At 57.4% G+C, this 22,698-nt stretch carries 8 protein-coding genes; all 8 read right to left on the bottom strand.

What is annotated here, in order from left to right; genetic code table 11:
- Positions 1-353 precede the first annotated feature (353 nt).
- The 8 genes from LBK75_08065 to LBK75_08030 all read right to left on the bottom strand — a co-directional run bounded on the left by LBK75_08065 (position 354) and on the right by LBK75_08030 (position 22,448).
- The gene (locus LBK75_08065) at positions 354-5,105 is read right to left on the bottom strand and encodes a discoidin domain-containing protein (GenBank protein ID MDR1158245.1); all 4,752 of its coding nucleotides are present in this window, start codon (positions 5,103-5,105) and stop codon (positions 354-356) included.
- 681 nt (positions 5,106-5,786) lie between these two features.
- The gene (locus tag LBK75_08060; protein ID MDR1158244.1) at positions 5,787-5,930 is read right to left on the bottom strand and encodes a hypothetical protein; all 144 of its coding nucleotides are present in this window, start codon (positions 5,928-5,930) and stop codon (positions 5,787-5,789) included.
- Positions 5,931-6,006: 76 nt separating this feature from the next.
- Positions 6,007-7,308 (bottom strand): bifunctional folylpolyglutamate synthase/dihydrofolate synthase, encoded by a 1,302-nt coding sequence (locus tag LBK75_08055; protein ID MDR1158243.1) that lies wholly within the window; start codon positions 7,306-7,308, stop codon positions 6,007-6,009.
- A complete protein-coding gene (locus tag LBK75_08050; protein MDR1158242.1) occupies positions 7,309-9,951 on the bottom strand; it encodes a valine--tRNA ligase in 2,643 nt (880 codons plus the stop codon).
- 178 nt (positions 9,952-10,129) lie between these two features.
- On the bottom strand, positions 10,130-12,226 hold the full coding sequence (locus tag LBK75_08045; GenBank protein ID MDR1158241.1) for a heavy metal translocating P-type ATPase: 2,097 nt from the start codon (positions 12,224-12,226) through the stop codon (positions 10,130-10,132).
- Positions 12,227-12,230: 4 nt separating this feature from the next.
- On the bottom strand, positions 12,231-12,473 hold the full coding sequence (locus LBK75_08040; protein MDR1158240.1) for a DUF6110 family protein: 243 nt from the start codon (positions 12,471-12,473) through the stop codon (positions 12,231-12,233).
- Between the two features lie 227 nt (positions 12,474-12,700).
- Positions 12,701-19,012, bottom strand: a complete 6,312-nt coding sequence (locus LBK75_08035; GenBank protein ID MDR1158239.1) for an NPCBM/NEW2 domain-containing protein — start codon at positions 19,010-19,012, stop codon at positions 12,701-12,703.
- A 403-nt stretch (positions 19,013-19,415) separates the two neighbouring features.
- Positions 19,416-22,448, bottom strand: coding sequence for a hypothetical protein (locus LBK75_08030; protein ID MDR1158238.1), 3,033 nt, complete (start codon positions 22,446-22,448; stop codon positions 19,416-19,418).
- Positions 22,449-22,698: the final 250 nt, after the last annotated feature.

The following is a 22,698-nucleotide window of genomic DNA, read 5'->3' as shown; positions in this document are numbered from 1 at the left end:
AATGTATTGCTGTTGAGCTGCTGATGACCGGCCATTGTCCGTTTTCTGCTGGTTGGAACCGCTACCGCGGTCAGCATAGTATACTGTCGGGTGTGAACCGGTCCACGCTACGCTGTCATAAAGAGTAACTACCGGCGCTTGGCCGGTAGTTACTTCGATAGTGAGGGATGAACTATATGCCGGCCAAATCCTTGGCACGGATACTGAATTCGTACGCTATTTCAGGCATAAGGCTCATAGCTGAATATGTGGTCGTTCCGGGGCTTAGAATCGCAATTCTGGATGAGCCGCTATACAACTCATATTCGGCCACTGCGGTATCAAGGTCATAAGCAGCGGGCCATTTCAGCGACTTACGTTGTTATATCTAGCTCCGGGTCGGGCGGCCACAATGGCGGGGCCGTATCGGAAGCCAAGTCGTAACCGATTGTGACCATAACGGTCATTTGATCAGACTTGAATCCATTCGTTACAATGAAAGTTATGTTGTGAACCCCCAATTGGGAATCGGTCGGCGTCCACGTGAACACGCCAGTGACCGGGTCAATTGCGGCTCCTTCTGGCAGGTCGTCGGCGGAGTACACAATGCCTGTTCCTGCTGATCCGTTGGCGCTGACGACAAACCTCATGGGGATGCCGTTATATCCGCTTCGGTCGTTTAACGGGTTGATCCTTATGTTATGAGGCGTCGATTCTACTCCATAAGCCTCAATTTCCCAGAACGAGAACCCGTAGTTCGTATTCCTCGTCAATCCATAAAATCTGAAATAACTGCACGGATCCGAGAGAGGGAAGTTTATCGTCTGGATACTGTGCTGGCTGCCGGTACCGTTTATTACATCACTGGTTGCGCCTATTGGCGTAAGTGTAGTCCACGGACCATTCGGGCTGTTCCCTATTTGTATTTGGAATGTCGCGGCACGCGCCGATTCCCATTCAATTGAGACTTTTTCTATCTGATATTCGCCCCTTAAATTAACCACGTACGGCTGATTATTAGAGTATGCGGATGACCAGCGTGTCGCAGTATTGCCGTCATTACCCATTTCGGGCGGCCAGTTATCCGTGTACCCGTTGGCGGAAGCCGGCTTCTTGAGCAAGATATTGTCGCTTGGTTCCACGAATTCCCCAAGAGAGATCGCTTGCCTTAAAGGTGTCATATTCCCATCCCACAGGAAACCCTTAACGGAATATCCCTGCAACGGGCCGGATGGGACGACAATGCTTTTTGTGCGCAGCTTGACGCTATCTCCCTCTCCGAGTACGGCAAGGGTTTTTTCTCCTTGCACGTCAACGAGCTTGTTATCATAATACAGCGCTATTATAGGATAAAGTTCCAGTTCGGAATCTTCGAGAGCAGTGACCCCGACTTCAAGCGAGATCTCGCCGTTGATCATACTTTCGATGTATGACTCATTCCAGATAAATCTGGGTGTGCCTATGCGGTAATTCGGCACATCCGCTCCAAGCTCGGAGGGTGCAATGTTGTAGCCCTCAAGGAAGAACTCGGCTTCCTCGCCTAAAAGGTGCTTATCATCAAACTCAATGATTATCTCTGTTTCTTCGTCCGGCATAAGCGAGAAATAATTGTCCGAATAATACGCGGGCAGAACCTGCTGGCCGGTTACGTCGGTCAGTGTCTTAATCCTTATCATTAGCGCCGGTATATCGTTGGCGTTCTTGATCTTGGCCGTAACGTAGCTGACGCCGTCGATATTGTCAATATCGGTAATTTCCGACTTAAGAGCAACCATGTCCAGGTTCTTCATATCAAGGAAATTGCGGCTTGACGCGAATGTCATCCAATAGAAGTTGTCACTGATCAATTCTCCGTTATTGTAGACGCGGGTAACGATAAAATTGGTATCCGTCGTCGTCTGCGCCGACGTGATAGGCGCTGATCCGGTCGCGTTCGTGACAGCCTCATCCGCTCCAAGATTAAGAGGCTCCGCAATCTGGGAATTAACCTTTTTGCCGTAGAGGTCATACGCGTCAACCTCAACCCTCAGACCTGAATAGTTGATACCGGAGTTATTTACAACGACAATCGTTCTATTATCCGGATTATATATCGCGTTAACGATCTGATTTGCCTTCTTGATGCCGAAATACCCCGCATTTGTGTCGAAGAAATAATCGTATGTCTGCCAGACAAATGACGGCCACGCCGACTGGCTCATCCACATCAGCATCGCGTTTGACCTGTAAATCTCGGGGCCTTCAAACAATGCTTTATGGTTCTCATAATTCACCATTTGCGCGTACTTCACAAAATCTTCCACATTGCCCGCCTCGCCGTATTGCCGCATAAGTGTCATGAACTGAGCTCCATTTTGAGCGCCATTAATCGTGAAATCGTGATAAGCCCACTGAATGTTCGGAACAGGCCACAGTGAATCCTCTGGTATCATTTTCTTAATGCTTTCGAGCGACGGAACGTTTGGCAAGCCTCTCTCGGAGTGGAACCTGGAGTTGCCAGAGTTGCCGCTTTGGTAATAGTAGTTGGGACCCTGCGCGGTATATGGCCCGTATCCGCTCAGTGTGACGCCTTCCGTAGCGTGCGCGGAACTAGCGACATATTTGCGCGTCCCGTCTAAATCCGCGCAGGCTTCTCTCAATGCGGTGTTCATATCATATGGCTTTGCGTCTCCGCGCGGAACAAGGTCGCCGTTTGGCTGCGTCCAGGTTCCGCCGTAAGGCTGGCCCTCATTGCGCCCGCAATAGAATGCCAGCGACGGGTGCTTGCGCACCCACTTGATTTTGTCAAAGGCATTTGCCATGAACATATCGAAATCGTTGGGGTTTGGCCCGTCGCCAGGGTTAGCCAGCCAAAAGTCGTCCATGATCAGGATGCCGTATTTGTCGCAGGCGTTATAGAACTCTTCATTGCCTGTCATCCCAACCCAGTTGCGGATCATCGTGAATCCGGCTTCTTTATGCAGGCGAACCCTTATGTCGTAGCCTTCCGCGTCATTGCAGCGCAGCATCGACTCATCCATGCCCCAGTTTCCCCCTGAACAGTAGATCCTGGCGCCGTTGACAAAAATATTGAAAACTCCGGAGGTCGATGTGCGCAATTCCCTGACGCCGAATCTGAATGACTTGATGTCCGAAATATTGCTTCCGATTTCAAGCTTCGTTTCGTTCAAATATAGGAATTGATCGCCATATCTGTTAGGCCACCAAAGATTCGGATCGGGAATCTCAATATCGTCAATTTCAACCTCGACTGTTTGGCCAGGCCCGACATCGACAGACTTCGAATAAGTTATGTTTCCGGGCATAATCGTGCCGCTGACAGTTGCGCTTGCAGAGCTTGCCGTGCTGTTGGAAACTTCGGTTCTGAACGTCAGATAAGCCGTCGATGGGTCGATAGCCGCGTTGTACGCAGTGCTGCCGCCGACTCCTTTTAAGTGAGTTTCAATCCATGGGTCGGCAAGTTGAACAGCTCCCGAATATGTCAGGAACACGTCGCCGTAAATACCGATATCGCGTCCCCTGACTGTTGGAACCCAGTCCCAACCTACGGTGGCGTGAATAGTCGGATTGTCTCTCCCTAGATCGCCGCCATTTTTGCCGGTGCTTTCCAACGTTCTGTTATGTGTGGCGCCAGGATTATCGTTCTTGTAAATATAAACCGCAACGACGTTTTCCCCGCCGTAATTCGCAAGGCCAGTCACGTTGAACTTGCCCCTGATAAAGGCGCCTTTTATGTCTCCGAGCTTTGTGCCGTTGAAATAAACGTCAGCTTTCCAGTTGATGTTGTTGAAATTCAGAAAGATTTCTTGCCCGAATTTGTCATTGTCGATGAGGAACGAATCCCTGTACCAGAAATCGGATAAGAAATATGACTCTGAAATCATATCCGTTTGCATCCCAAAGTTGGGATCAGGAATAGCGCCATTGTTCAGATAGCTAACGAGAACAGTGCCGGGCACGGTCGCGGCAATCCAGTCTGAATCATCGTAAAGATCTGTTGATGATGAAATCCTCGGACCCGTCGCGTTAACCTCGGAAGCTCGCTGGAGTTTCCAGTTGCCGCCCGTCAGGAACTGTTTCCTTCCGTCTGGCTCTACCGGAGGTTGCGGTTTTTTTGAGACCTCAACATCATTGTCACCAAGCACTTCAAACTCATATAGCATGTATGATAAACCATGACAGGCCTTTGCCAAAAGCCGCACATACTTTCCAGTTACGAGGCTTTGAAGTGTTATGTTTTGGGCGCCGCCCGTTGCCGCCGTTGAGGAATACACCGTAGTCCAAGAGCTGGCGTTGTCGGACACCTGAATATCATAATTGGACGCATAATCATCGGTTCCCCATACAAGCTTGAATCCATCAATCTTGCTCGGACCGCCTAAGTCTATGTATACCCACTCGGTTGAAGCGGTGGCGCTTTGCCAGTAGCTGGAAAAAATATTGCTTGTGGAGGGTTTAGTGATCACCGAAACGCCCGAATTCAAAAGATCCAGCTCGGCGAATTGAATGTTGCCGCCATAGTCACCTTGCGTGTTGCCATTATTGGCTGTTATCGTAAGCCTGTAAGCTTTGTACGTTTTCCCCAAATTCTGAGTCGTGTTGAATGTTCTGGCAGTATAAGCGGCAAGATTAGTCAACTGTCCAGTTTGCGTATCAACAACCTCAAGCTGGTCGTCATCTGTTACTCCGTATAGTGCCCAGTCTTTCGGGTTGCGGTCAGGACTGTCGTTAGCCGTCGTTACCGTATAGCTTGAAATAGAGTATTTAACCCCTCTTGGGAATTGATACTGCACCCATGTTTGGGGATGATGACAGAAATATTTTGTCGTGCTCAGTCCATCAAATGCGGAGGATGCATCCTCTGCCGAAGGACTATCGTCCCATTGCCGGGTGATTACCGGTGTGATCGCTTCCGGCGAAAGAATACCGTCCGTCACTAATTGCCCCGTGTTGTTGAAGTTGGCGGAGCTGGATTGGTAGACAGCCCGTAGTTTCGCGATGTTCCGATTCTCAGTTTCCAGTCCTTGTGCACTGACAGTCATAATACTTAGATTTGACGGTATGACCATCATCATAACCAGCAGCCATGCAGCTATAGTTCTTAGCTTGCGCATAAATCTCCTCACCTTAAATCTCCTCACCTTAAATCTCCTCATCTCTCATAATATTTGTTTTGGATGTTAATTTGCATTGCTCCACTAAACTCGCCGTCCCCCCCCCCCCCGCGTTTTCCATTAATTTACCCTGAATGCCGCAAGCGACGGGATAGATGTAAAATTTATCCCATACTCCACCAAACCTATTTTTGAAAAGAAGGCGGCATCAATTCCCCCCTGATGCTTCCGTCCTTTTTCGCACAATGACCTCGACTGAAGCTACAATTTTTTGTTGATAGCTAAAGTCTATTTAGCTGATATTTTATATTGTATAATCGGGGACATTAATTATCTATAAATTTAATGAAAACTTCTAGCAGAAATCTGACTGCTTTTATGTCATACTTGTTTAATAAGAGTTCAAGGCGTCAAGAGGCAGCTGGGAAGTCAGAGGCATCAAGGGAACGGCGTTGCTTGGTGGAAACCCGCGCTTGACAGGAGAGGAGCGCGACCGACGTCACAAGATGCCACTGTAAAAGCATTAAATTACTTGATACACGACGAAAATCATGGAAAAAAGGCTGAAGAAAGCACAGAGTTGTTGAAGATTCAAGATTTTTTTGGTTCTTTCCATGTTTGGTTGAAATTTCGCCATCCAAACATATGGATGTGGCTAAAAACGATAATTTCCGCAGGCGAGTGGACGGGCTTTCAACTGAGTTTGGAAAGAACCTTTTTTTGCTTGACATCCTCCCCTGAAAGTGGTTTTCCGTCCTGATTGCTAAAAAGCTTTCCCCAAGCAATAGACTTGAGAGATCCATAATTTTGTATCCTGATGCCTTCCATCTTTCCCATTGTCCTTTGCCTCCTGTCCTTCAAGGGTCCGTCGAAAAAATAACCTTGGCAACCTCCGAAATCTCCCTGCCCTTTGTCATTTGACTTGTATTCTTTCCGTCAGGCTGCGTTTGGCGTCGCCGAGCAGATAGAGCGAGCCGCAGACGAGCAGCAGATCCTGGGGCCCGCACAGTGCGAGCGCGCGAGCGCAGGCGGCGCCCGGGTCCGGGTACACTTCCACATGGGCACAGTGGGGCGCGGCCTGCCGGGCCATTTCCTCGGCCGGCAGCGCGCGTGGGTTTTTGTACTGGGTGGCAATGAATACATCGCTGCGCGCGGCGATGTGCCCGGCGCAGAGAGCCGTCTCCTTGTCCGCCGACATACCCATCACGATCACCCGACGCCGCCCGGCAAACAGGGTGTCGAGCGCCCGGGCCAGCGCCTCCGTCTTCGCGGCGTTGTGGGCGCCGTCGATCACACACAGCGGCGTCTCCCGCACAATCTCCAGCCGCCCGCCCCAACGGACGGCGGCAAGCCCCCGAGCCACCGTCTCCGCTGAAATCGCCCAGCCACGCGCCGTCAGCGCCCTCACCGCCTCGCAGGCGGTGAGGGCGTTTTGCACCTGGTGCACTCCCATCAGCGGCACGGACAGCGCCTGCCCCCGATAAGTGAAGCGGGTGCCAGCCAGGCCGGTCTCCTGTATGCGCAGCTGCGCCTCGTCCGGCGCCCACAGGGGCGTCTCCGTTCGCTCGCAGCATGCGCGGATGACCGCCATCGCCTCGGGCGGCTGCCCGACGCCGGTGACAACATGACAGCCGCGCTTGACGATGCCGCACTTCTCGAACGCGATGGACGCGAGCGTCTCGCCCAAGTACTCCATGTGGTCGCGCGAGATCGGCGTGAGCACGGCCACATCCGGCGGCGGGATTGCGTTTGTCGCATCAAAACGCCCGCCGAGGCCCACCTCCAGCACGACGATATCACAGCCATGGTCGGCAAAACAGTGCAGCGTCAACGCGGTGAGCAGCTCAAACTCCGTCGCCTGCGGCCCACCGGCCGCCGTGACTTCCGCAGCCGCGGCCCGGACGCCAGACAGCCGGGCAGCCCACTCGTCCTTCGACAGCCACGCACCGCCCACCTGCGCGCGTTCTCGGAAATCTTCTACAAAGGGCGACACAAAAAAACCCGTCCTGTACCCCGCCGTCCGCAGGATACTCTCGACCATCGCGGCAGTCGAACCCTTCCCGTTGGTACCGGCCACATGGACAAAGCGCAATGACCGCTCCGGATGTCCGAGTACCGCCAGCAGGGCCTCCACCCGCTGAAGCCCCGGTTTGGAACCGAAGCGCTGGACCCCATGCAGATAGTCCAGCGCCTCCTCATACGTCATCGTTTTCATCTATGAGAGATCGGCCTCCGGCGGGAGTGCCGCCAGGCTGTCGGAGAGTTTGCGCAGCAGGGAGTCCAATTTGTCCAGCCGCGTCCGTTCGGCCTCCACCACAGCCGCCGGAGCCTTGGCCGCGAACCCCTTGTTGGCCAGTTTGGCGGAGAGCTTGGTCCACTCGGCCTCGGCCGTCCGTCTCTCCTTTTCCAACCGGGCGCGCTCATCGGCCACGCGGACCAGTTCCGCGAGCGGCAGATAGAGCTGCGCGCTGTCCGTCACAAGGGCCACCAAACCGTTCATATCCTCCGGCGGCGTCTCGCGGATCTCCACTTCCGAACACCCGGCCAGCTTCATCAGAGACGCCCGCCCCTCCTCAAAGGCCTCCCGGTGTGTTGTGACCACGAGGAGTCGCGCCTTCTTGGCCGGCGGCACGCGCATCTCCGCCCGGCGGGCGCGCACGGCACTGACGGCGGCCATCACCCGTTCCATGTCAGCCTCCTCGATGGGGAAGTTCAGCCTCTCGTCCGGCTGCGGCCACTCGGCCACCACCAGCGCCGGTCCCTCGTGCGGCAGCGCCTGCCAGATCTCCTCCGTGATAAACGGCATGAACGGGTGGAGCAGCTTCAGCGCGCCGGTGAGCACAGACACCAGTACCTGTTCGGCGGAGGAACGCCGCGCATCGTCGCTCCCCTGAAGGCGGGGCTTGACCAGCTCAATGTACCAGTCGCAGAGGTCGTCCCACAAAAAATCGTAGAGCTTCTGCGCGGCCACACCGAGCTCGTAGTTTTCAATGTTCTCCGTCACGTCGGGCACGAGACGGTTGAGCTTCGAGAGAATCCATTTGTCCTCCAGCGCCAGTTCTTCCGGCAGTTCCCAGGTGTCTACATGAAGGTTCATGAGAACAAAACGGGCGGCGTTCCAGAGCTTGTTGCCAAAATTGCGCATGGCCTCACAGCGCTCGTGATAAAAGCGCATGTCACTGCCGGGCGCGTTGCCGGTGACCATCGTAAACCGTAGCGCGTCGGCACCATAGGTGTCGATGATCTCCACCGGGTCGATGCCGTTGCCGAGCGACTTGGACATCTTCCGACCCTGATCGTCGCGCACGATGCCGTGGATGTAGGCCGTGTGGAACGGCACATCTCCCATGTGTTCGAGTCCCGAGAAAATCATCCTGGCCACCCAGAAGAAGATGATCTCATAGCCCGGCGTGACAACGGTAGTGGGGTAAAAATATTTGAGATCCGGCGTCTCGTTCGGCCAACCGAACACCGAGAAGGGCCACAGCGCCGAGGAAAACCAGGTGTCCAGCACGTCCTCATCCTGTCGGATGTGCGCGCTGCGGCAGGCCTCACAGACCGTCGGATCCTCACGGACAACCGTCACATGGCCGCAGTCGTCACAGTAAAACGCGGGGATGCGATGCCCCCACCAAAGCTGGCGGGAGATGCACCAATCGCGCACGTGTTCCATCCAATTGAGATAGGTTTTGGCAAAGCGCTCCGGAACGAACTTCATGCGCCCGTCGCGCACGACATCGATGGCAGGTCCCGCCAGCGGCTCCATCTTGACAAACCATTGCGAGGAACTGAGCGGCTCCACCAGCGTGCCGCAACGGTAGCAGGCGCCCACATTGTGGTCGTGGTCCTCCGTACCCGCCAAAAAGCCGCCGGCCTCAAGATCTCGTAACACGGCCTCACGGGCCTCCTCGCGCGTCAGCCCCCTGTATCGGCCGCCGTTTTCATTGATGCGGGCAGTTCCGTCCATCACGAGTACATGTTCAAGGCTGTGCCGAGCGGCCACCTCGAAGTCGTTGGGATCGTGGCAGGGCGTGATTTTGACACATCCAGTGCCGAAGGCCGGGTCCACATAGTTGTCCGCCACGATGGGAATGACGCGGTCCATAAGCGGCAGCACACAGGTTTTGCCCACTAGGTGGCGGTAGCGTGTATCCTCCGGATGCACGGCGACGGCTGTGTCGCCCAGCATCGTCTCGGGGCGCGTCGTGGCCACGACAAGGACCTCGTCCGAACCGGCAACCCGATAGCGAATGTGCCACAGATGTCCGCGCTGCGCGCGGTATTCCACCTCTGCGTCCGAGAGCGCCGTCGTGCAATGAGGGCACCAGTTGATGATGCGGCTGCCCTTGTAGATGAGTCCTTTTTCGTAGAGACGTACGAAGACCTCTCGCACGGCGCGTGAACAGCCCTCGTCCATCGTAAAGCGCTCCCGCGCCCAGTCACAGGAGGACCCCAACGTCTTGAGCTGCTCGATGATGCGGCCGCCGTGGAGATGTTTCCACTCCCACACGAGTTCAACAAAAGCCTCGCGCCCCAGGTCGTGGCGGGTCTTGCCCTCTTTGCGCAAATTCTCCTCCACCTTGATCTGCGTGGCGATGCCCGCGTGGTCCGTCCCCGGCACCCAGACGGCACTGTACCCTTGCATGCGCTTTACACGCACCAATATATCCTGAATCGTGTTGTCAAATGCATGGCCCAGATGGAGCTGCCCGGTGACATTCGGCGGCGGGATGACAATGGAAAAGGACCGCTTGGTCCAGTCCACCTCGGAGTGGAAATAATTACCATCTATCCACATCTGGTAGATGCGTGGTTCCACGCCTTTGGGGTCGTACGTCTTTGGCAGTTGAGCGGGCATCTTTCCATTCTCCTCTCTGGCATGAGGTATTACACTGTTTTTAACTATACCACACACAGCCATAACCTGCAAGCGGCGACAAGGCGCCCGACGGGGAATCCTCCCCGCCGGGCGCCGTAAAAACTGTTCTGCGAGCCCGAGGGCCCACCGCGTCGGCAGTGACCGGCTCACGGGCTTGTTACATTTGAAGCCCCACGCCCGGGCCGTACCTGCTCCGGGGCAGGTAAGGCCGCGTCGCGGAAGCACTGACGACCACAGTAAATAGGTTGTGCAGCAGCGCACAGACATTGGGCGGAATCAATCCGAACAACCCGCCGAGCAGCACGGCGGTGTTGAAGGCGGCAATGGCCCGATACTGCCTGTGGATACGCACAAGCAGCGTCCGTCCCAGTACCCGAAGCTCCACCAACTGCCGCAGATCTGAACGCGTGAGCACACAGTCCGCTACATCCTGCGCCAGATCGGACGCGTCGCGCATGGAGATCGAGGCGTCGGCGCGGGCCAGGGCCGGGGCGTCATTGATGCCGTCCCCCACCATGACCACCGTATCCCCGCGTGCGCGCAACACATCGATCGTGTCCGCTTTGTTCTCCGGCAACACCTGCGCGCGAAACTCGTCAATACCGAGGAGCGCCGCCGCTTTGCGTGCCGCCGCCTCGCCGTCGCCGGTCATCATCAGTACCCGTTTCACACCCAGGGCCCGCAGAGCCGCGACGGCCCCCGCCGCTTCCGGCCGGGGCGGATCTGTGACCGCGATGCAGCCCGCCAACGCCCCATCCACAGCCAGAAAAATCGCAGAGTCGCACTCGCTCCCCAGCGCCGTGCACTCTGCCTCCGTCAATGGGACACCCTCATCTTCGAAGATGAAGTGGCGGCTGCCGATGACGGCGCGTTTCCCATGGATGAAAGTAGATACGCCGTGCGCCGCAATATACTCCACCTCCGCGTGTTCCTCCTCGTGGCGCAGCTCTTCCGCTTTGGCGGCGTTCACAATCGCGCGGGCGACACTATGCGGAAAATGCTCCTCCATGCAGGCGGCTAGGCGCAGCACCTCCTCACGGGTCCGCGCCCCAAACGGGGTCACACCGCTCACGCGCGGAGCGGCGATGGTCAGTGTTCCTGTCTTATCAAACACAAAGGTGTCCGCCTCGGCGACGACCTCCAAAAACCGGCCTCCCTTGACCAACACACCCAATTCGGATGCCTCGCGCATCGCGGAGAGCACCGCCACCGGCGTCGCCAACTTGACGGCGCAGGAGTAGTCCACCAAGAGAACGGACAGTGCCTTCGTCAGGTTGCGCGTGGCGAGCAGCACGAGCCCGGAGAGCAGAAAGCTAAACGGCACGAGCCGATCGGCCAATTGCTCCGCTCGGCCCTGCGCGGTCGCTTTGCGCCCCTCCGCCTGTTCAATGATCCGTACAATCCGACTGACGCGGGTGTCGCCTTCCCACGCGCGGGCCTCCACAGTCAGGCAGCCCTCCACCAGCGACGTCCCGGCAAACACCGTGTCGCCCTGTTTTTTAAATACGCCCTGCGCCTCGCCGGTCATTGACGACTCGTTGACCACGGCCTCGCCGCTCAGCACCTCGCCGTCGACCGGGATAACGCCCCCGGCGCGTGCCACCACATGGTCCCCGATGCTGAGGTCTCTCGCGGAGATCCGTCGCGGCATCCCCGCCTCTTCGATCCAGACCACATCAGTGTTGACCTGCAAACTCTCCAACAAAATCCCGCGGGTCTTCTGCAGCGTATGCGCCTCCAGCAGTTCCGAGAGCCGCAACAGGAACATGATCGAGGAGGCGGCGGCAAAGTCCCGCAGGACCATCGCGCCGCCGATGGCGGCGGCGTCCAGCACGTCCACGTTCAGGCGCCCGGCGCACAGCACGGCGGCCCCGCGCCGCAAAAAGCGCAGAGACCGCCACACGATAAGGCAGGTGCGAAGCGGCACGGGCAGCAAGCGGCGCACGCACTGCCGGCCGGCCAGCTGCAGCAGCGCCTTGCGGAACACCCCGTCCGCCCGGTTTTTTCCCTCGGGCAGCGCCGCCGGGGCAGCGGGGAGACGCAACGCGTCCAGCGCGCGCAGCACATCCGCCCGCATGTGCGCCGCGTAAACAATCAGAAGACTGCCGGTCCTATACCCCGCGCGCGCCGAGAGTACGCCGCGGATTTTGGTCAATGTCTCTTCCAGCGCACACCCTTGCGCCTCCGAAAAGGCATAGCGGCCAAACCGGACGCGCAGACGCCCCGGAATGTCGCTGGCCACCGTGTAGGTCATGCGGTCAGGCCTCCGCGGAGGGTGTCCGCCGCTGTGTGGCCTCGGCGTATATGTCCTGCGCCTCTTCCTGAATAGACGCCAGCGCCGTCTGCGCGTTGTCGCGCAGTTTGAGCCCCTGCACCACGAGATGCACGGCCGCCCGCCGCGTCGTCTTGCTCTTTGCCACGAGCGGCAGGGCCAACCCGGCCGCCACCCCCGCGGCAAACGCGCATGTCTTCTTGTTCAAAAGCGTCGTCAGCAAATTCATCTCACTGCCTCCACATCCGCAGACGCGCCGCGCCCGCGTTTTTTGATTTCTGATTTTTTCCAATTCCGTCCCTGCCGCACGCCGTTTCGGCCCATGTCCGCCGAGGAAGCGAAGACTACCTTTATCATACTATGTTTTAAGGCCTTAAAGCAAGAGAATTCTTGTCAAAAGGCCGCCAGGCGTCTTCACGACGCCTGGCGGCCTTCTTGTGTTTGGGTTTCAACGTCTTACTTCCAACCTGAAACCTCGATGGAATGGATCGAAGCCCAGGCACCGCTATCGTTGGTACCCGTAATCTGAATCACGATATAGCGCGCCGTTCCGCTCAAAGCGGCAGCCGTGTAACCGACCGCCGTGCTATCGCTTTTGTCGGCGAACAAGAAATACTCGCTGTCGGCGGAGAAATCCTTGTTCGTCGCGTAGGGCGTACTCCAATTGGTGATCGGCGTCGAACGCCCCCATACCTTGTATTGGTAATACGTGCTTGCTGTTCTGGCTTCGAAATACAGATTAAGCGCCTCCAATCTGCATTCGGAACCGAGGTCAACTTCTATCCATCTTGGGTACCCGCTCGCCGTGGTGCACCATCTGGTGCCGGTCCGATTCCCGTCTACCGCGTTTGCGACTGGATTCGCGGTTTCGGCATTTGTGCTTCTGGCAGGTACGTTCAGCGCGAGATTGTCGTAACGCGTGCCGAACAGCTCAGTGAAAGCACACAGCGGGATATAGGTCGTCACGTCCCATAAAAATGCCCTGTACACGCTGTCAGCGTCGAATGGGATGCCGTCGATGCCGATGGCGTTGCGAGAGAGCGGCGCCACATCCAACGATTCCGACCAAACCTGGACAAGCCGGTCGCCGGCGTACTGAGCGATGAACGCAATGGCGCTCTCATCTTCGGACGTCATGTTGATCACCGAGAAGTCCGCTATGACAAAGCCGCTTTCGGTTTTGACCGACGCTTGCGCGGTAATCGCATCTTTCTCGACGACATCCACATGGAACGTCCTGGAGATCGGAGCCGAGCCGTCGTAGGAGATCACACCGATCACGGTTACGGCAGTGTTGAGCGTGTAAGTCGCCTGACCCCACGTGACATCGGCCATGACCGTCTGACCCGACTCCAGGACGACCTCGACCCGCCTCGGAAGCAACGACTCGCCGTCTTCCGGCGTCGTCTCAAGCGTCGTGGTCTGAGACGGAGACAGCCCCGCAATGACCGGCGGATCGACCGTCACCGTTACGAAATACTCCTTGGAATTCAGGCCGTTGGCTGATGTCACGGTGTATGTGACGGGTGTTCCGGGTATGAACGTCACAGGACTCGCCGGAGCGTATGACGCGCCGATGCTCGTTCTGACAACAGGCAACACGTCTGCCACAACGGTTCCGTAGGGCAGCGCCAGCGTCAGCGCGATGTTTGCGCCGTTTATAACGCCTTCGCGGGAATCTATGGCGAAGCTTGTGATGTCACAGTCTGCGCCAGGGTCGGCCGTGACGGTGACGGTGTACTGGCTCACGGCGTCGCCGTTTTTGACGGTGTATGTCTTCGGCGCGGAGAAATCCAGCGCTCCAGTCGGCTCATAGCTCTCGCCTATAAAACGAACCGTCGGACTGAGGGATGTCACGTTGGTGCTGTATGGGACGGTGACATTGATCGTGCGCGCCAGCTGGTTGATCAACACGATCTCATCCTCAACCGTCGGGAAATCGAACGCGGTTATCGCCGGCTGACCCGTCAACAACACGTCCGGCGTAATCGTCGTGTCCGCTGTGATATTGCTCACAATGATCTGGTTTCCGACGACTTCGGCGGTCGCTCCGTTCGTGACGTTCACGTCGATAATCTCGTAACCGTCTTCGAGCACGATGTTGAAGAAGAGGCGGTCGCCCGATGCGACGGCCGCTGTCGCGCCGCTCGCGAACGGCGCGGAATAGGACACTACGCCTTCGGCAGGCTTGACGAGCGCCGCGGTGTACGACGGCGTCGCGACGTTCTCCTCCAGCATGGCGAAGGACACCATGGGCTGATTGCCGGTGCAGAATATGCCGACGCGGATCTGCGACGCGGTCGGCGTCACGGAGAACGTCCTGACCGCACTCGTGGTATTCGCGGTGTTTGAGCCTTGGGAGACGCCCGTAGACGCGTTATAGGGGGGCGCGCCTAAGGCTCCGGTCACCGCCGTCGTGGACGACCAAGTGGTAAGTGTCCGGCTCGCCCATGGGTTGTAGTAGCCCAAGTACACAGTATAGCTTGTGCCGTTGGTGAGGCCCGTAAAGTTGAACCCGATCTTTGAGTTGTTGGACGTCGTGTACAGCAGACTGGTGAAAAGGCCGGTAGAGGTCGATACTCCTGTGGCGCTGGTGCTGACCGTCGTCCCGCTGCCGCTGGTGGCGTACCAGCCCGTGTTTACCCCTGTCGTCACGTTGGCCGGCCACGCCGACGTATTGCCCATCGTCCAGCCGTCTTTCTCCACAAGGGTCTTTATGTTCGCCCATGTCGCCGATGTGTCGCCCGGGTCGTAGAAGTACTTCAGGGAACGCGGGACGACGACGACGGGCACCGTCACGGTCGTCGTCGCGCCGCTGGGCAGCGTAGCGACCGCCGTTACCGTTTTGCCGAGCAGGTTGACCGCATCAAGGTTCGGGTTATTGTAGGACAGATATACCTTGCCGTAGTACTTCGTCGAGTTTATCGTCGGGTTAATCAGGATGTTTGGCAGGTCGCCGGGCATCCCCTTCCGGACGTAGTAGACCTGCGCGAGATTGACCGGCTCCTGCGATTCATCCGAGTAGAATTTCGCGTCTGCCCAGTTGCCGATAAACAACTCGGGGTTGGCGTCGCCGTAAGGCGTCAGCTCGATACTGAACTGCTTAACGCCCGTGACGTCCAAGTCGATCAGCGGCGACATGTCGTAGCAGTTCAGCGGTTGGCTCGTATAGGCGAGCTTGCCGTCGAGGTAAACCTTAAATATCACCGAACCTTCCGCGTAACGCCCGTAGTCTTCGCCCAGCGAGACCAGCGAGGTGAAGCGGACGAAGCCTATATCCGCGATGTTATACGTCGCGGTCATCGGCGCGTGCGTCGCCAGGCCCTTGTCGTATGTGGGGGACGCGCCGTTTACGTCGTTGCGGGCTATCAGCGTTTCACCCGTGACAATCGTTTTGTCTTTCGTCGGCGCGGTACCCGTGAACGACGACCAGTCGAGGTCGCTCAAATAGACGACGTACTGCACATGCACATACGCGGTGGCGGCCAACGTCGTCGAGCCGAGTATGGAACCCGTCACGGTGAATCTGCCCGGCCCCGAAACAAGCGTCGCCGGCGGATCCCACGTGACGGGGACGAAGTCTTGCGTGCCGTCCTTGAAGTGTACCGTCACGCCGTCAGGGAATGTGGGCATTTTCCCGACGACGGCTTCGAGATTGACCGTCTCGGCGTAATCAAACTCCTTCACGGCCACGCGCGCCGTGACAGTGATCTCGCCGAGCGAGCCGACCACGTTGAACGTGCTGCCGGCCGCGGCGTACAGCGACGGATCGACGGCGGGCCACACGACCTCCGCCGCGCCCACCGTGCCGTCCGAATAGTGAATCGTGATAAAAACCGGCAGCGGCGGCGCGAGCGTTGGCAGCGTGTTTACGTCAATGTCCGCGACGGCGCCGATGGGCTTGACGTGGACAACGCATTCCGCCACGCCGAGGTCGCCCGCCAGATGGCCGTAAGCGATATGGTCGCCCTCTGTGGTAATATCGACTTCGTCCAGCACCCACTCCTCAACGGCCGTCTCAATAAGCAGGCCGCTGCTGTAGGTGACGCGGATAGATTTGGGCATCATCGGCCGTATGCCGACGCCCGTCGTCACTTCCGCGCCGTCGGTGGAGATAATGTCGGTGCCGTCAACGGACGCGCCCGTGACGGAGCCGATTGTCACGACGTTGGACGCGACGGTTCCGCTGCCCGCCGCGTATGTCGCGGTGACGGTTATGTCGCTCACGCTGCCCTTCGTCGGGCGGACGATGGCGAGCGCCTTGCCCGAGAAGGCGTTGCGGCTGTTTACGCCGCGGCGCGCTTCGGTGGAAGTGGGGTCGCCGCTGTCGAGAGCGAGGATCTCGCCGCCCGATACGCTGAACGTCACTTTGCCCGCCGCGTCTGGGACTTTGTTCCCGGCGGAATCGACGATGGTCGCCTCGACGTAGGCGATGTCTGTGCCGTCGTTGCCGATGAAAGCGCGGTCCGCCGAAAGCCGGACGCTCGCGGCCGCGCCCGCCGTATAAACGACGTCCTCGATGATTTTCTTGCCGCTCGCGTCATAGCCAACAGCCTTGAGCGTGCCCGCTTGGAACGGGAACCTGCCGCACTCTATGTAAGCGGGGCTTGACGTATATACGTCCCAGTCCTTCTTGGAGTAGATAACGGTGCCGTTGAGGTAGATCTCCACGTTTGGCATGTTCGTGTACAGAATGATCGGTATCTGCTGCCCCTGCGTCCAGTTCCAGTTCTGCGGGAGCAGGTGCAGCACCGGCTCGGTCGTCCAGTTGCTCTTGTAGAAGTAGAAAATGTCCTTCTCAAAGCCGGCTGTGTCGATAGAGCCATAGTACGAGCTCACCGCATAGCTTTCCATATTCTGCGGCTCGCCGAGGTAAGCGTGTCCCGTCCAGACAAACTCGCCCGCGACATAATCAGGGCGGTGGTTGACCAGGGAGACCGACGCAAGCTCGAAGTGCGTTCCGAACGGATATTCGGAATACTGACGATCGGTGGTCGTGCTCTCGTTTGAGCCGTATGAGTCGATGTGGTACACGCCGCGCGAGAACCAGGCGGACGACGTCTCCGAACCGAAGATTACCGAGTTCGGATAGGCGGCGTGGTTGGTGGCGTATTGGGTCGTCTTATAGTTAAAGCCGTAAATATCCGAAATGGGTATGAGGTTCCTTTGGGTCTCGTACGTGCCCGACCATGACGGCGGGGCGGCGGCCACGGGGCGGGTCGTGTCGATTTCCCGCACCCACGCGCGAATCTGGTTATACAGCGGGATGCCGCTGGCAGTGCCGTACTGGTCAATCTCATTGCCGGCGCTCCAGGAAAAGATAGACGGCGCGTTTTTGTCGCGGTCAACCATCGCCTTCATTTCGCGCTCCGCATTGGAGATGAGGTCGGGCCTGTTCCAGGTGATGGAAGACGCGGTGTTGGCGATGGTAAACACGGTCGTCGTGCCGTCGTCGATGGATTTCGTGAAATATTTTCCGAAATCATTGCTGTTTTTGGTCGTAGTCCACTGGTCGAAAGCCTCTTCGAACACCAGCATGCCCAAGCGGTCACACGCCTCGATATATTCCGGCGGGACGGGATTGTGCGCGGTGCGCACGGCGTTCACGCCCATGTCTTTGAGTTTCCGGATGCGGCGGTCGATGCCGGCCTGATAAACCTCCATGCCCAGCGAGCCTAAGTCGCCGTGCTCGCACATGCCGTTGAGCTTCGTATGTACGCCGTTCAGGAAGAAGCCTTTGCTGGCGTCGAACTCGATATAGCGGACGCCGAAGCGCGTCGTCACGGTATCGACGACGGTTGAACCTTGGAGAACCTCGGTCTTGAGCCAGTAGAGGTTCGGGCTGTCCACCGACCAGAGCTTCGGGTTTGGCAGGTCGATGTTCTGCTCCGCGGTGATCGTCGAGCCGCTCACGATGTTCACCGCCGGTGAGGCGACCGGTGCGACGACCGTTTCACCCTGCCTGTTGACGATCGTCGAGCGGACGGAATAGTCGTTCGCCGCGCCGGATTCGTTCGTGACTTTCGTCTTGACGTTGACGACAGCGTTCGTCGGGTTGATGGGCGTCATGGACTGCCATGCGGGTGTGAGCCCTTCCTTCGGAGTCGTGACGAAAACACCGTTCGTGGGCACGTAAGTCGTTTCGGTTACGATGAGATACGTGTTGCGGTAAATACCCGCGCCGCAGTACCAGCGCTGAATATTGCCGGGCGCCTGTACGCGGACGGCGATTGTGTTCGCAGTGCCGTCGGTGTGGATATACGGCGTAATATCGTAGTCGAACGTGTTGTAGCCGAGAAACTGCATTCCCAGTTTCGTGCCGTTTATGTAAACTTCACTTACCTGGACGATGCCGTCGAACATGATCGAAACCTTTTTGTCGGCATATGACGAATCCAGTGTGAATGTCTTGCGGTACCACCCCAGGCCGCCGGGCAGATAACCCTGGGAACGGCGGGAGTTGCCGCTGCCATAGGCCTCGTAAATGCTCCAGTCATGCGGCAGCGTCACGTCTTTCCAGCCGCTGTCGTCAAAGGCGACGGCGGAGCGGTCGGTTGTGTCGGTCACGGCGCTATTGGAAACCAATAGGAATTTCCAACTGTCGTTGAAGTTGAGCTTGCGCGCGTCGATGCCCGTGACAGGAGCGGACGTGGCTGCCACAGCGCTGGCCGCCCGCGCTGGCGGCGAGGCCACCGGGAACACCGTCAGCAGCAGCACGCATGCCAGCGCGAACGACGCGATGCGTGTGACTTGGTTGCGCTTCTTCATCGTAAACACTCCTTGTATCTTGCATTTGTTGTTTTAGGTATATCCCGAGACGGGAATTTAGGCAGAAGATCTTCCTTTCAAAAACAATTGCGTTTTTAAACGATTCATTTTTTAAGCAATTCTAAAGAAAACAAAAGCACAAGCAACGCCCTCGTCTTTTTTTGTTTTTCGGCACATCACCTTTCTCTCCCGCTCTTCCTCTTTGCGAAGCGGGCGTCTCCCGCCTCTCCCTCGGCCCGTCTGCACAGGGCCCATCCTGCGGCCGATCCGTCTGCACACCGATCCGCCGCGCAGAAAAACTCCAAATCTTGGAGCGTTTTCCCTTGTTTGAATGGTCGGAATTCAGAGTATTATATCATATCTCGGCATGAAATACAAGAATATCGTAAATTTTTCTTTTCTTTTATTGATTTCGGGTAAGCAGGCGATACGTCGCGTCAGAGCAGAGCGGTTCAAAGGCTGCATCCCATATGTATGCCTTCACCGTACCGCTCAACCCTTCGGGAATGGCCATGGCAATCGTTTCAACGCGCAAGGCCTCCTGTACGGCCGTATCCTTCCGCGTCACAGACTGCAGCTGTCCCCTGCCGTTGTACTGCGCCAGAATCAGGTTGACGGTCAATGCCTCGTCCGTATTGTTCGCTATACCGCAAGTGGCGGTCACGCTCGCTTTGTTCGTCTTTTGGATCGAGACGTCGGCGCCGAAGGTCAGCGTTCTCAGCAGCATGGCCGCCCGATCGATCCCGGCCTGCGACGATACGGGGGCCTCGTAGACTTCCAGCGCGTTTCGGTAGATTTCGTGCGTATCGTCCGCCGTCCCGCCGGCTTCAAATGCCTTGATAGCGGCGTGCAAGCCGCCGAAGTCGTACCCGATCTTGGCGTTTCCGATGTCCAGTTGACCGGCCGCGCCGTTCTTGGTGATGGTCAGGGTGTGTGGGCCGTCGCCGTTCAAACTTCCTGTGTCGTACAGACACGCGTTGACTCCGGGCGTACCCAGGTTGCTGACGCTGGCTGTCACGACTTCGCCGTCCACGGCGACGCTGAAATCGGCCGCGTTTGTCTCATCCTTCAGCAGGCCCCAGATGGCGACGCTTTTGCCGTCAAACGTGAAGCTCACCGTCGCGCCGTCAACCGTTGCGCGGCGGACTGAAAAGCCATACGCGTTACGCGACGGATTGGCGGCGAGATTGTTGTTGTTCCAGACGGTATAAGAGGCGGGGCTATAGGTACCGCCCCACTGGTTAAATTGCTGGGCGTGCGCCGCAGACGGCCGGTAAGCGGTAATGTCCGTACCGTCGCCCGGGAACGACTGGTGCCACATCTGTTTGGTCCAAGTGGTATTGAGACCCGTGTACGCAAACTTGTTGATCCGTGAATACTTGGGGTCGGTATAGACGACCTCGGAATTTACCATTTCATGGACGTTGTTTCTGGCATAAAGCGCGCTGCCCGCGCTGTTTTTGATGACATAAGTGTAGACTTGGCTCGCCGCGGGTATGTTTACGTCCAATGTGCCGTCTGACACGTCCTGATCCGCTATCCGCAGGCAGCTGTCGCCCCAGTTGGCCGCGCTGGTCCCGCCGGTCGTTCTGTAAATTTCGGCTGTGGCGGCGCCCGGGAAGGCGCTCAGGTCGACCGTCGTATTGAGCGTGTTGGTAAAAGCCACCTGGGTCGGGCCGACGCTTGCGTTGCCGGTCCAGGAGAACGCTACGATGACCAACTCTGCCCGATCGGGAGAGACAAAGGCGACCATCTGCTCACTTCCGATGTCGATCTGGGTGTACCCCTGTTTGATGAACCGGCTGTAATTCATATGGGTATAATAAGATTTTCCTGTCGCGTAGGCATAATCGCCCCACCCCAGGTTCTCCAAGATTTGCGTCTTCGGCACCAGATTGGCGCCGGTGCCAGTGAACAGAGAGGACTGACTTTGCCGGCGGAAGGAACCGGCGACATTGGGGACGGAAGGCGTTTGGGCGGCATATGGACCGGCCGGCTTGCCAAACATGGTGATCCCCTTGACGCCCTCGACGCCGTACGCCGTCGAATTTGAGTTGACTTGCATCAGACCCCATCCGCCGAGGCCCGACACTTGATTTGCGTTGTTGAGCGTCAGGTTGTCATACAGAGGCTCGGCCGGGCACCAGTCCATCCAGCCCGAAACCTGCGCCGTTTTCAGGTCTCTGTTCATGATCCTTGTGAGGTTCATGGCGCCGCTCATCGCACCGGTGATAAAATTGCCGTTGCTATGACCGACCTCCACCTGCCACAGGGTCTTGTCGTGGGATTTCGTCAGGTCGCGCAGATAGGTGCGATTGATGTCATTTGTGGACCTTATGTTGTTTTCTTCCGCCTGGTACGCATGGGTTCCCACGAGGGGCGTTATGTCCTTGACGTCCTCGGCGAAGAGCTGGTAACCGGCGATCGTCGTGCCGTAACTGGTTTCACCCATGGTCAGGAAAACGTCTTCCATGCCGATGTCGTCCAGTGCGGCCCGCATGGCGCGCATCACCTTGCTCTGCGCCTCACCGTAGGACACGTTGCAGCCTTCCTGCTTCCACATGTTTCCACTGTGGTCGCCGCCCCAGTAATAGCAACCCGGCTCGTTCATGGGGTTCACCATGTCGACTTTGGCGCCGTAAGGGGCCAGCATGTTGTCCATATACTTGGCCGCGGCCGCCATGTACGCGCAAAAGTCGGCGATGTCTTGATCCTTTTTGATGTTGTCGGCGTTGCCGGTCGTGGAGGCGCCGCCTACGGACCAGTCCCCCAACGCGGCTATCTCAGCGCTGCTCAGGCGAAAAGCGCCGGTCACACGGCCGGATTCGGTCATGTACCAGGGGGGTGAGTTGGAGAACACCTCGACGACGAAGTCGTTGGGGACGCCAAGCGAATCGCAGTATTCCTGACGGATCCTGGCCGCTTCGCACAGCACATACAGCTGGCCGTAGTCGTTCATCTCCCGGATGGGTTTGTCATAGAAGCCGTCCACCACCACACCGCCGTTGTTGCCGCCGTCGTCGCCGTACATGTCGATGCTCCAGCCGGGCACCATGGTTTCGATGCGCGTGATGGTCGTGTTGGCGTAGTTGTCCTCGTCGCCGCCGCCGACACAGAATCGGGCCATGTTCATGTTCAGCGCGTCGGGCGAATAGAACATATGGATGATGGCGTCACGCACTTCCATGTTCTCAACAGGCGGGTCAAGGCTCAGGCCGTAGGCGATACTCTTCTCGTTGGCGGCGCCGATCCATGTGCCGACGGTGTTGCCCCACCAGCAGATAGAGGTACCCCAGCCCTCCATGGTCTGGTACTCGACAGTGGGGTCAAGCCTGATGTCCCCCGCCGCGTTCACAATCGTCACGGGCAGCATGGCCAGCAGAAGGGCCAAGCACACAAGCAATCCGCCAAACCGTTTTAAATTTTGCTTTTTCATTGCGTTACGTTCCTCCTTCATCATGTATGGGCGCATCGTTTATGGATGCACTCGCAACCGTATGTAATCCCCAATCCCTGGGGTGTTTCCTCGCAAATGTTGACAAATTATTGTATCACGACTCGCCAGGAAATACAAGAACACTGTAAATTTTTCTTTGTATTTTGTGTATTTCATCACTCCATCTAGCAATTTGTCGCTCATATTCTCCTTTTTTGCCGTCAATGTGGGCAAAAAGTGTACTGTTTCA

It is taken from the genome of Oscillospiraceae bacterium, from assembly GCA_031265355.1.
Classification (GTDB): Bacteria; Bacillota; Clostridia; order Oscillospirales; family UBA929; genus JAIRTA01.
This window is presented reverse-complemented; position numbering and strand designations above follow the sequence as displayed.